This window comes from Methanospirillum hungatei (genome assembly GCF_020216685.1).
GTDB classification, from domain to species: Archaea; Halobacteriota; Methanomicrobia; order Methanomicrobiales; family Methanospirillaceae; genus Methanospirillum; species Methanospirillum hungatei_B.
Genome location: NZ_JAIWNS010000089.1, coordinates 1 through 12,130, shown reverse-complemented (window position 1 = coordinate 12,130; position 12,130 = coordinate 1). Strand labels below are relative to the sequence as shown.

At 44.3% G+C, this 12,130-nt stretch carries 14 protein-coding genes; 4 read left to right on the top strand and 10 right to left on the bottom strand.

Annotation, left to right across the window (positions count from 1 at the left end):
• The 3 genes from LDL35_RS05415 to LDL35_RS05405 form a co-directional block, all read right to left on the bottom strand.
• The coding region (locus tag LDL35_RS05415; RefSeq protein WP_369694886.1) for a coiled-coil protein at positions 1–443 on the bottom strand (443 nt) is incomplete at its 3' end.
• Positions 444–947: 504 nt separating this feature from the next.
• Positions 948–2,117, bottom strand: a complete 1,170-nt coding sequence (gene ftsZ, locus LDL35_RS05410) for a cell division protein FtsZ (protein ID WP_011447971.1) — start codon at positions 2,115–2,117, stop codon at positions 948–950.
• A 19-nt stretch (positions 2,118–2,136) separates the two neighbouring features.
• Positions 2,137–2,307, bottom strand: coding sequence for a ribbon-helix-helix domain-containing protein (locus tag LDL35_RS05405; protein ID WP_011447970.1), 171 nt, complete (start codon positions 2,305–2,307; stop codon positions 2,137–2,139).
• A 190-nt stretch (positions 2,308–2,497) separates the two neighbouring features.
• Between LDL35_RS05405 and LDL35_RS05400 the strand changes: the two genes are divergently transcribed.
• Genes LDL35_RS05400 through LDL35_RS05390 form a run of 3 tightly spaced genes read left to right on the top strand, consistent with a single transcriptional unit; the run spans position 2,498 to position 5,333 of the window.
• Positions 2,498–3,502: a histidinol-phosphate transaminase gene (locus LDL35_RS05400; RefSeq protein WP_304020223.1), complete on the top strand. Its 1,005-nt coding sequence runs from the start codon at positions 2,498–2,500 to the stop codon at positions 3,500–3,502.
• A complete protein-coding gene (locus tag LDL35_RS05395) occupies positions 3,487–4,056 on the top strand; it encodes an NTP transferase domain-containing protein (RefSeq protein WP_304020222.1) in 570 nt (189 codons plus the stop codon). The genes LDL35_RS05400 and LDL35_RS05395 overlap by 16 nt, the downstream gene beginning before the upstream one ends.
• Positions 4,057–4,103: 47 nt before the next feature.
• The gene (locus tag LDL35_RS05390) at positions 4,104–5,333 is read left to right on the top strand and encodes a TIGR00300 family protein (protein ID WP_304020220.1); all 1,230 of its coding nucleotides are present in this window, start codon (positions 4,104–4,106) and stop codon (positions 5,331–5,333) included.
• A gap of 1 nt (position 5,334) precedes the next feature.
• On the opposite strand, the gene LDL35_RS05385 is transcribed toward LDL35_RS05390, so the two are convergent.
• On the bottom strand, positions 5,335–6,324 hold the full coding sequence (locus tag LDL35_RS05385; RefSeq protein WP_304020219.1) for an archaeosine biosynthesis radical SAM protein RaSEA: 990 nt from the start codon (positions 6,322–6,324) through the stop codon (positions 5,335–5,337).
• A 194-nt stretch (positions 6,325–6,518) separates the two neighbouring features.
• Between LDL35_RS05385 and LDL35_RS05380 the strand changes: the two genes are divergently transcribed.
• Entirely contained in the window at positions 6,519–7,718 is a 1,200-nt protein-coding gene (locus LDL35_RS05380; RefSeq protein ID WP_304020217.1) for a hypothetical protein, read from the top strand.
• Between the two features lie 5 nt (positions 7,719–7,723).
• Here LDL35_RS05380 and hypE read toward each other — a convergent pair whose 3' ends face one another.
• From hypE to LDL35_RS05350, 6 genes are all read right to left on the bottom strand, one after another.
• Positions 7,724–8,719: a hydrogenase expression/formation protein HypE gene (gene hypE, locus LDL35_RS05375; RefSeq protein ID WP_304020215.1), complete on the bottom strand. Its 996-nt coding sequence runs from the start codon at positions 8,717–8,719 to the stop codon at positions 7,724–7,726.
• Complete coding sequence (locus LDL35_RS05370; protein WP_304020214.1) at positions 8,720–9,055, bottom strand: hydrogenase maturation nickel metallochaperone HypA; 336 nt, start codon at positions 9,053–9,055, stop codon at positions 8,720–8,722.
• A 131-nt stretch (positions 9,056–9,186) separates the two neighbouring features.
• Complete coding sequence (locus tag LDL35_RS05365; protein ID WP_304020213.1) at positions 9,187–9,933, bottom strand: small multi-drug export protein; 747 nt, start codon at positions 9,931–9,933, stop codon at positions 9,187–9,189.
• A gap of 49 nt (positions 9,934–9,982) precedes the next feature.
• Positions 9,983–11,050, bottom strand: a complete 1,068-nt coding sequence (locus LDL35_RS05360) for a GHMP kinase (RefSeq protein WP_304020211.1) — start codon at positions 11,048–11,050, stop codon at positions 9,983–9,985.
• Positions 11,047–11,634 carry a ferredoxin domain-containing protein gene (locus LDL35_RS05355; RefSeq protein ID WP_369694885.1) on the bottom strand — a complete coding sequence of 196 codons (588 nt, stop codon included), beginning with the start codon at positions 11,632–11,634 and terminating at the stop codon, positions 11,047–11,049. The genes LDL35_RS05360 and LDL35_RS05355 overlap by 4 nt, the downstream gene beginning before the upstream one ends.
• Before the next feature lie 2 nt (positions 11,635–11,636).
• A partial coding sequence (locus LDL35_RS05350; RefSeq protein WP_304020210.1) for a hypothetical protein occupies positions 11,637–12,130 on the bottom strand: 494 nt, incomplete at its 5' end.

Genomic DNA, 12,130 nt, shown 5'->3' with positions numbered 1-12,130 from the left:
TGTTCGATCTCAGCTTCCTGCTCACGAAGCTGTTCCTTCAGGGCTTTGATCTTTTCAATGAGTTCACGTTCTTTTTCAGTCGTGAACACTTCGGTCTGTTGTCTGAACTCAAGGTGTTCAATCTGCTTGTGAAGTTCCTTGATACTCCGGCTTTTTATACCGCCATGTTCCTTTTTGAAAGCATCGATCTCTCCAAAGAGGACATTTGCCTGTTCATTGAGCTCGTTTCTCTTATCCTTAAGTTCCTGAACTTCCTTATTGAACTGATCCCGGAGTTCCTTGTGCTTTTGTGCTTCTTCAACACATTCACGGGTCTGATTGTTCAGAGTATTCCGCTCTCTGGCGTACTGGCTGGCCTGAGCATTGTACTCATTTCTTTTTGTCTTGTGATCTTCAGATCCCGAGATAGTAACTTTTCTTTTATCAATCAGTTCATTCAACATCGTTAACCAATCCTCGCATTAAAAGGCACGTCTGGTATCCCCTACCGGTGCGAGAGATGGGACATACGTAAGAGCAATACGTAGTATGTACAAAAGGACGTGTGAAAACGGGCAGAATCAGAGATAGATAACGCTTCAGGATTCCCGTCAGGGATGCCTGCCACCCGCAACGAGTGGTATAACATTCATCTGTTCGACTACAGTTCTTGTTCGCTACACGATCCACGTATGTTCGACTCCCAATACCAAAAGGCTCCGAAACAAGAGACCCATCGTTCATAAAATCGCGAAGGGATCCTGTGTGACCTTCTACTATTAAGAAGACAACATCATTTTTATAATTAATGTCTCCCGGTATTTCCTCCTCTGACTGATGTAGTGCCCGTCATAGTATTACAGTATGTTCAGGCCCTTAAAAAGTTTACAAAATCCCGCTTTTTTGAGAAAACGAAAAAAAAGAAAATTATAATATTGAGGTCTATGGCAGTTGTTTAAAGGTGTGTTTTACATCCACATGATGTCAGGTCCGCTTGCGTAATCCATTGCTGCGGTGACTGAGCGGGGTTTAATTCGCGCAAGGTCAGGGGATTTCGGATAACGGATCTGTTCTTCTATTCTGTCAAGTTTTTCCTTGTAGGGCTGTTTTGGCTTGGCGATAGTGTCGCCATTTTTCACGCCGGTCATGATGGCAAGAACGCGGACTTTTCCTTCCATATCTGAACGGATACGGGCTCCCCAGATAACATCGGCATGAGGATCTAGCTCATAGGTCAGAGAGGAAGCGATCTCTTCGGATTCTATGAGCGTCAGATCACTCCCGCCGGTGATGTGGATCAATGCCCCGGTTGCGCCGCGGTAATCAATGTCAAGCATCGGGTTGGAGAGACACTCTCGAACAACGGATTCTGCTTTATTCTGTTGTTTTGACTCTCCGACGAGCATGGTTGCGACACCACCCTTGCTCATGATTGCCCTGACATCAGCATAATCGATGTTAATGAGTGACGGTTCAGTAATCGTCTCAGTAATTCCTTTTACCGTCTCACCGATCAACTGGTCCATGACTGAGAAAGACTGTGCAAGTGGAAGGTTTGGAACAAAACTCTTCAGCCGGTTATTGTCAAGAAGAATGACTGAATCACATGCCTTTGACATGGCCTCAAGTCCGTCTTCAGCCCGAATCAGTCTGGCCTTCTCAACATCAAACGGATAGGAAACCATACCGACAACAATGGCTCCCTGTTCCTTTGCTATCTGCGCGACTGCCGGAGCAGATCCGGTTCCGGTACCCCCTCCCATACCTGCAGTGATAAAACAGAGATCAACGGACTCAAGAAGACTTTCTAAGGTTGGACGAGCCATTTCTGCAGCTTTTCTGCCGATCTCAGGATAACCTCCTGCTCCAAGTCCTTTTGTCAGGCTCTTTCCGATAAGAATACGCTTATCGGCCTGAATCATGTCCAGATGCTGTTTGTCAGTGTTAATGGCAATCGTCTCTGCGCCGGAGACGCCCATATGATGAAGACGGTTTATGGTATTGTTTCCGGCCCCACCGCATCCAATGATGACGATTCGTGGTTGTCCATCGATATCATCATCATAGTTCTGCGATATATTCTTGAGTTCTTTTTCTCGTTCCGCGTTGATGACTGCGGCATTGATGATACTCTGCATACTTTTATCCCCCTCACGTCTAAAATGACAGTTGATCACTGTCAGCGAGCACTCTGGTCGCCCGCTTTTCGATGAGCATACGTACAGCATCCCTGATAGCCTCGGAGACGGTGGGAAATTCACCCGCCTCAACCATCTTCTCCAGCAGCGTTATCTGCTGTTCAGGCAACCGGATGGTGATTCGCTTCATACATAAGCCTCATGATCTGACATCTGTCGGTCATATGTCTGTCACACGTCTGACATAGAGGTGACAAAAGTCAGACACAACGAGATACACAGAATACAATTCATAAATACATAAAGGTTTCGATTTATTCCTGAGTGAAAATAGATAGCTGTAAACAATCAGGTGTTCATGAATAGGAAAGAGCTGTCAGATGAGATACAAATCTGAACTTCGTGCTGTTCATGGGGGCAGAGCAAAATATATTGCAGGAAATACAAGAGAAATTCTTGATTTCAGTGCAAACATTAATCCATATCCCCCAAAATTAGATCTTTCCATACCTGAAGACGCACTGACCCGGTACCCTGATGATGAGTACCTGGTATTAAAAGAGGTAATTGCCCGTCATCATGGGTGTAAACCAGACAACATCACCGTAGGAAATGGTTCGGTTGAGGTAATCAGAACATTATGTCACACCGTGCTGGATAAGAACAGGGCCTATTTTGTTCCTGAACATACGTTTGCTGAATATGAATTGTCTGCACGACTCACCGGGGCACAATCAGCAAAAACTGAACTAGAATCTTCTCTTTCATTCATCTGTAACCCGGATAATCCCACCGGAGTCCTCATACCAAAGCAGGAGATAATCTCCCGGTTCTCTATGAAAAGATCTGATCAGATACTCTGCATTGATGAAGCATTTATCGACCTATCAGATCCATCCCAGTCTGTATCAGATATCAGAGATCCTCGATTATTTGTTCTCCGATCATTAACGAAAAGTTTTGCAATCCCTGGAATCAGATTTGGATACGGGATCGGTGATCCGGATCTTATTGCATCCATGGAGGTTATGCGCCCCCCCTGGACGGTCAATGCCTTTGCTGAAAAGGTAGTTCTCTCTGCTTTTTCAAAATATCATGATCTGGAATACTCACGAGAGATGATAGAAAAAGAGAAAACCCGGTTGATGGAGAGCATCACCACAGTAGGCTGGTCTTGTTCAAAAGCAAGTGCCAATTATCTTCTCATAGAGACAGGCCGGCCTTCTGGGTATATCACCGATCTCTTTTTCAAAAATGATATACTGGTCCGTGACTGCAGCTCTTTTGGTCTCTCAACAAGTATTCGGATTGCTATCCGAACGAAAGAAGAAAATGATCGCTTTATTGAGGTACTGGAGAAGATTTCCGCATGTTTGCACTCATAATGGCAGGTGGCAGGGCATCCCGGCTTGGAATGGGTGAAAAAGCCCTGACCAGAATTCATGATAAACCCCTGTTGTCATTTGTTCTGAATGCGGTAGAAAAAGCAGATCTGGAACCGATGGTCATTGTCTCTCCCTTGACTCCTTACACAACAAATTATTGCAGAATGCATGACATTCCGTGGATATGTACAGACGGGAAAGGCTATGTGCAGGACATATGCCAGGCAGTCGATGAATTATCTATCTCCGGTCCATTTCTGACCATATGTGCAGACCTTCCAGGTATTACTGCAGATCATATACGCAACGTTATTGAACAATTTCACGAATCAGGCAGACCGGCTTGTTCAGTATGGGCCCCTGATCCAAAAAAGACGAGTTCTGATACGATTCCAGGTATACCGGTTGGTATGAACATCCTTACCGGGAGCATGATCGATGAAGAACAGGAAGAGATCCAGATAATTATCCCTGATCCTCTCCTGACTTTAAACATCAACACGCCGGAGGATCTGAAGAGAGCAGAAATAATGATTGAGCGGATGAAATCTTAAGACATTCAACCAACTCTCTTATAGGGCTACGATCTAACGTCTCAGGTATGACTGATTCCCGGGAGATCGAACTCGACGGGCATATAATTGACTCTGGGATCATGGAACATGTTCTTGACTCCATCCTTGATATGGGTGGAGACTTTGAGATCCTGGAGTTTTCTGTCGGAAAAAGAAAAACAGATACCAGCTATGCCAGAGTGCTTATTACCGGAACTGATAACGGAAATCTAGATGCTATCATCAGTACCCTTCACCGGCATGGGGCACGGCTGGTAGATTCAGAAGATGTAACTCTGGTTCCGGCTGAAGGAAACCGGATAGTCCCCAAGGGTTTTTATTCAACAACGAATTACCCGACGCAGATTCGCATCGGCAATGAGTGGATTCCGGTTGAAAATATCGAGATGGATTGCCTTATAGTTGTCTCACCTGATAAAAAATCAGCAAGAGCCACACCAATGTCAAAACTTCAGAAAGGAGATCTCGTCGTCATCGGTGAGCATGGTGTGAAGATAAAACCTCCGGAGCGTTCCCGTTCTCATGAGGAGTTTGAATTCATGGGCGGAGTTATCTCTTCAGAACGTCCGACTGAGACAACCATCCGGAAAATTGCCAGGGAAATTATCGACACCCATAAAAAAGGGTTAAAGGTAGCTCTGGTAGGAGGGCCTGCAATCATTCATACCGGCGCTGACGAAGCCTGTGCATCCATGTTCAGAGAAGGGTATATTGATATTCTCTTTGCCGGGAATGCCCTTGCCACTCATGATATTGAGTATAATTTATTCGGTACTTCTCTTGGTATGAATATCCGGTCAGGTGAACTGGTTTCTGCCGGGCATAAAAATCATCTTTATGCTATTAGTGAAATCATGCGAGCCGGTTCAATTAGAAAAGCGGTAGAAACAGGGATTTTGGGATCAGGAATCATGTATGAATGCATAAAAAGGAATGTTCCCTATGTCCTTGCTGGCTCTATTCGGGATGATGGGCCCCTTCCTGATGTCATTACCGATGCGATGGTTGCCCAGGATGAGATGAGACGATATGTCCCTGAAATCGGGATGGTCCTCATGATTGCAACGATGCTGCATTCGATAGCAGTCGGGAACTGTCTCCCATCATATGTTATGACCGTTTGCGTTGATATAAATCCGTCAACACTTACCAAACTGATGGATCGGGGTACCTCTCAGGCGATCGGCGTTGTAAGTGATGCAGGAGCTTTCTTCCCGATGCTCCTTGATCAACTCCATCAGTTACAGAAAAAATGAGTTATCTGGTAAGAGGCATGGACCAGGGGTGTTCCTGATTCATTACATATTCCCATTCATTTTTACAGGTGCATTCCATCTCCATAACTGATTGCATAAGCTCCCGATCTGCATTCAGATTATAATCCTTTATTGCGTCCAGTATCATCCCATCGCATGATCCACAGTTATGCGGTCCTCTCGCTTGTCCTCCGCCGATGGGATCACAGGTCACGTGTGCCGGTGATTGGGCAAGGATTGATGCGACACTCCAGAGATATGGTGGGCGGTAGGCTTGTCGCTTCCACAATGTTTCTAGGTGCGTGTTTCTTTGCACCGTACAGGGATTCATGGAGATGAGGTCAGTAAATGGCATGATATCCTGGATTGATGTGATCATGTCATCATATGCTTCCCGTTCCGTCAGGTACGGTGGTTTATGAAGGAGATAGGTCTTTACTTTTCCACCTGCTTTATGAATTATTTCTGAAGTTTTGAGGTAGTCTGAATATTGCAGGCCTTTGTCAATACATTTCTCCCTGATTTTATCCGAAGTTGTTTCAAGACCGATAGCGACATAAATATTTCCTTCTTCTCCTCCTTCCTTTATATGAGATACATGCCGGGAGATCTGTTCTGCCTCAATATAGTCACATCGTGACTCAACAATCAGCGTTTTCCCTTTGACCAGTTCAATGAGATGTTCCTGAATCTCTTCTGGGACCTCCATGGGATCAAAGAAACTCCCAGAGGTATACACCTTCACAACCTGCGGATTTACCTGCTCAATCTGCTCTTTCAGGCGTTGTATCTGTGCATACATCAGCCGGGAAAGCTCATCCCTTTCGATGCCGGAGAATCGTTCATGACGGTATTGACATATTTTACACCTGTTCCACGAACATCCTCCGGAACGAATGATCGCAGTCACGCTGGGATGAATTTCTCCTGCAATATAGTCCTGACCTGACCAGATTGCCAATGGTTCTTCAGGGTTTTTTATTGGTTTCATAAATGATCCTGAGTCTATGAAGTCTGAACGTTGCTGCCTCACCTGGATTTTTCATTTCAGATAAGGAATAATTATCATACTCCTCCTCTTTCATGTGCACCGGTGAGTAAACAGATGGGTATTCATTACCCGACCAACAATATATTAGGTTCGAGAGTTCCACCATATTGACCAAGCCGACAAGAGGACAACATATGAATCTTCGCTATGTTCAATCAGTAATTACACTGGTCCTCCTCATCCTGATATGTGGGCCAGTCAGTGCATATTATCTGTCCATTGATGCACCTGCCCAGGTTAAGGTAGGAGAACCCATACTTGTAACGGGATCAACGAATACTCCCCCTCCTGATAAAATTGACATTATTTTTTCCCATTCATTAAATGTTCCCATAGAGATTGAGAGGCAATCAATTCAGATTACTGAGAAAGGCGAAACTACATTTAATGTGACTTTTAAGACCGACGGTCTTGAAAAAGGAAATTATAAAGTAGAAGGCCTATCTCAGTCACAGAGGGATTTCTCCGCTGGTTCACGTTCAATCAGAGTTGTAAAAATAATTGACCGGTCAGATCTGATAACCTTCACGTCACCTACCTGGCAGGAGTTTGAAAAAACACTCAATATAGAAGCAAAAATATCAGGATATAAGGAAAATGCGATTCAGATGGAAGTGGCGAAGGATCATAAGACAATCTTTGGTCCTGAATCTATCCCGGTTACTGGAGGCAGGGTAAAATATGAACTCCCGATTTCAGAACCTGGGACGTATGAGGTATCTTTCACCGATTATGATGGTTTTATCGGTAAATACTCAATAGTTTCGGAAGAGAAAGATCAATATCATCTCACTGGTCCAATAGAAAAACAAGAAGTTACTGTTGCAGCTACAGAAACAGAAATGAAAGAGACGGTGAAACCAACAGCAACTCCGGCCCCTGATAAAGCTGAAAAGATTTCTGGTATTTCTGCTCAGGCAGAGGTCTCACGGGACAATCCAGGACTCTTTATGATCTCAACCAATAAAACGCCAATAACAATCCAGGTATCCGGAAATACTGATCTGGTTTTTGAATATAAAACATCCCAGGATGGTGCCAGTGTAAAAGTGAATGAAGAGATGGGCACGGTACCTGAAACGGTCACAATTTCAGATTCAGTATCGGAAATATATCTGAAAGTATATCCCTACAGTTTTAAAGCTGCAGAAAAAGTGACCATTACCGCAGATACCGCAGAGGTGATATCACTATCTGATGTCTCTGCAAAGGCTTTTGGAATGCCCCCCCGATATGGAAGCAATGAGCAGAAAGGACAGGAGACACCAATACCGGTTGTTCTGGTTCTCCTTAGTCTGGTTATCGGACTGGGTATTTTTATAAAAAGAAAATAATTTTTTTAGCAGACACGCGGAACCGGATCACCCATGGGTGTTTCAATAAACCGCTCGCCCCCGGCTGCCGTCTCCATAATTACTCCGTTTCCTTCCTGAACAGTTCCGATAATTGCTGCATCTTTTCCATATCTGTGTCCCTTCAGCACTTTCAGGATGGTTTCTGCGTCATCTGCCGGAACTCCCATGACTACTTTCCCTTCATTCGCCACTTCAAGCGGATCGATACCAAGCAACTGTGATGCAGCTCGGACTGATGATCGGATCGGAACTTCCTCTTCAAAAATGCGGATCATGACCTTTGATTTTTTCGCCATTTCATTGATGGCACTTGCAAATCCGCCCCGTGTCGGGTCTTTCATGGCATGAATGGTTCCTGCATTCATGGCTGCGTGGACCATTCCTGATAGAGGAGCAACATCTGAAATAATCTGATCTGCAAAATCAAACTCTTCTCTGCTTGCAAGAACAGCAAATCCATGATCCCCGAGTGTACCTGATACAATGATGGCATCACCAGGTCTGAGTCCATTGTCTCTGACAATAGTCTCCGCAACACCTATACCAGCAGTATTTATTGCAATCTGATCCAATGCCCCCTTCTCCATTACCTTGGTGTCACCGGTAACCAGGGATACATTTTCCTCTGAAAGGGCTTTATCCATGGAGTCAACAATTTTGGATAATGTATCAAAATCGAATCCTTCTTCGATGATGAGTCCACAGGAAATCGCGAGAGGTCTCCCACCCATCATCGCGATATCATTTATCGTCCCGCAGACTGATATCCGCCCGATATCGCCACCTGGGAAAAAGAGGGGCCGTACTACATGGGAATCGGTGGTGAAGACTACCTGCCTGCCTCCTATGGGAATAACTGCCCCGTCGTCAAGTGCTTCAAGACCTATCCCTCCGGCATTCGTATTGGTGATTTTTGAGAAGAGGTCAACGACTTCACCCATGACCTCTCCTCCTGCTCCATGCATTAATGATATTTTCATTTAATCAGCCTCGACTTCGATTCGTGTAACAACTACTTCTTTTCCTTTTTCAATCTCCGGGAGTTGACCACATTCCGGACAGACAAAAATTTCACTCCCGACATATCCGCATGAACATCGTGTCTGTGGTGCAACTTTCGTACATGTCAGTTTTGCATCTTTAAACAGGGGATCATCTTCCACAATGGTGGAAAACAGAAACTCCACCTGATCAGGATTGATTATTGAAAGTTCTCCGACATCCACATAGATGTGGGTTATCGACGTTGCATTGTTATCAAGGGCAGCTTTTCTTGATGTGACAACGATATCATAGGCAATTCCATATTCATGCATCAGAAAAAGACTCCTACGTAAAGGGTTTGTCGGATCCAAGGTTTACCCGAGACAAGTTAAAGGGTGCGATATGAATCCGTGTCTCATTACAGAAAAAATGATTCTGATCAGGTATGCAGGTGGTACTTCCATTATCTCTTAAAAGATTTTCTGCATTTATGAACATATCCGGAGATCCAGGAACATACCATATTGCCGGTTTTTGTTTTATAAAATCCATATGATAAAAGTGGTAAGACGATAATAATAAAAATAACCGCTGCAAGAACATACCAGACATTTACATCCAGATATTCATGCAGGGCGTATACTGAATAGCCGATAAGAAAGCTGGACAAAAACGAACCTATCGCAATAGCTGCAAAAATTTCAATTGTTTTAAGTCCAATCATCTTCCCAATGACTGAACCACTCACAGAGCCGGTGCCCTGTAGTGGAAAGAACACAAAAAAAATCAGACCAATAAAATAAAGTTGCTCAAGCCATCGGTGTTTTCCAAGATATAATTCCCCTTTTCTTATAAGATACCTGATCATATTTCCTAAGTACGGAATATTACAAATCAGTTCAAAATTCCATATCATGAACAGACAACAGGCGATATCTACCCAGACTATAGACAGACACATGATCTGAAAGGGAAACCCAAGGGCGATACCTGCAGGAATAATACTCTCTTTGCCTGCCGGAGGAACAAAATACAGTAATAACAGACCACCCAGCTGAAGAGCGGTCGTGTCATCATACAGCCAGAAAAGTACTCCAATCAGAGCTCCAGTCAGTAAAAATGGTATCGTCAGGCGTAATACCCGGTTTATTACCGGAGAAAACCAGATAAGTCCTCCTGAAATATAGCAGCCGAGAGGTTTAATATCCATGAATATTCGTCACCAGAAGGTAAAAAATTCTATATTTGATTGGTTTTCTTTAGAGAAAAACAAGACCTGTGTTATTCACTTGTGTACTGACGGCAATTTCAAGTTGCAATGGAGTGAGTATGGATGAGAGTTTTTCACGTGACATATCAGTGATTACTGCTATTGATGGCCCGACTGAACTCATACCGATAAATTCAAGCCCGGCTTTTCTGAGCTTATGCATATACTGATATAATTCAAAGGAGTGATGCTCAATTTCAGCCCTTTTTGATCCCCTGAACTCCATCTCCCACATAGAGTCGCCCATTTTTTTCAAATCATCCTGATTGAGTGCGGGAATAAAGTCCATCATAACAATATATGCCTTCAGTTCACGGTCCCTATAATCAAGTGAACGGGCCTTGTTCATAAGCAGGGAAAATTCCTCTTCTCCTGCTGAAGAGATCGAACTTGGGGGGATGACTATGTGAACATTTTTTCCTTTAGCAAAAATATGCTGATGTACAACCGTCAGATTATCTCCAAGGATAGCCATTCCTCCTCTCCCGCTCACTGCTGGACCTACACCGGTCTCAAATCCGTAGGCAATCATTCCGCCTTCTGTCTCTTCGACATAATTGTTTCCGATGAGTATTCGGAGTTGGTCAAGGGTTAATGGATCTCCTAGAGCCCTGTTTACAGCAGCTGATAAAGCGGTGAGGATAGTACTCGTGGAGCCAAGTCCTACATGTTTATAATCATGGTCTTTCGCAGTAACTGAAAATCCTCCGGTATATCCAACTGTTTTGGAATATACTAAAAGGAAATGTTTGATGATCGCAGGTCTTGAATAATTGATCTCAAAACCTTTCTCAATGCACCTGACTTCCACTTCGGCAAAAACATCAATAGCAAATCCAATACCCCCGCCTCCCGGTTGTCCGGGTGCAAACCGATTCATATCCAGAACGGTCAGATGTATCCGGCCAGGTGCCTGTGTTCTGACAGGAGTTTGAACAGGCGAGAGTGAATAGGATTTTTCAAAACCACAGGTATTCATATTCTCGCCAGGATGAAATGACGTAAAGTCATACTCAACCAGGTCCAGGTCTCCCCCCCTGATCTTCAGGATGGTCATGTAACCGGCCTCCTATCAAAGAAAATATTCTTCCCGGTAACTGAGAGCGGGATCCCATAAGCGCACGTACAATCAGGAAGCAGGTGGAGTGATAATGCAGCAACTCCGGCAGTGAAGAGAATCCGGTTGTCTGCATTATGTATCTGTGCTGTTTTCGCTGCGGAGCAGACTGCGATACCGAGATCGGCCATTCTTATCACGCAATTCGGACCGGTAAAGAGAGACTGGACAGGATGATGAGATGCCTTCTCGCGCATCTCCTTACAGGTCTGATATCCACACCCACCACAATTAAGTCCAAGGTCCTCTGCCCCTTTACACCCGATAAGAACGCATACCTTACTATCCCGTATGTTTTGTGCATCACGGGGAAATGGAGGCAGACCTGTTTTATTCCCGATTGCAATCATCTCAACTGCAATCCGATCCATATCATTTCCGGTAACAATCCGGGTTACAATAGTGTCAACACCCTTTCCTTTTGGTGCTGTCCGTGCAGAGACTGCCATAAGTGATGCAATGATCATCATGGCATCCTGTTCAGGATCCATAACCAGAATATCCTGAAGAGTATTTATCTTCACTGTTACCTGACTTTGGTGTGGTGGTTGATGTAGGATAGTATTGCGCTGTAGGCCATTTCTGACCCTCGATATGCCTCCTGCCTTGCCGGGTCAGGTTCTGCCATAGAACGGGTCTTCATCTCTTCATATTCATGCAGAAGAAAATTCATGAACAAAAAAAGATCTGAGTTGTCATATCCGAATCGCTCCACTGCCAGACCACACGCACGATCCCACCCCTGCTTTGCATAGGAGGACAGATTATATTTTGTCGGACTGTGCTTCATTTCAATAAGCATCTCAAGCATCTCATCCGGACTTACGGCTCCTTTATGTTCTCTGAATTGTGATGTCACCTTCCTGAAGAATTCGCTCCATTCTTCATTCCACCGTTCCTGCAATTTTTCCGGATATTCCTCTCCTGATTTTGATATGCGCTTAATAAACATCTTCGAAATTTCACTCTCAAATCCTTCAACCTCCTGGGGAAAAGAGAAGGTAATAGAAATTTCACCAC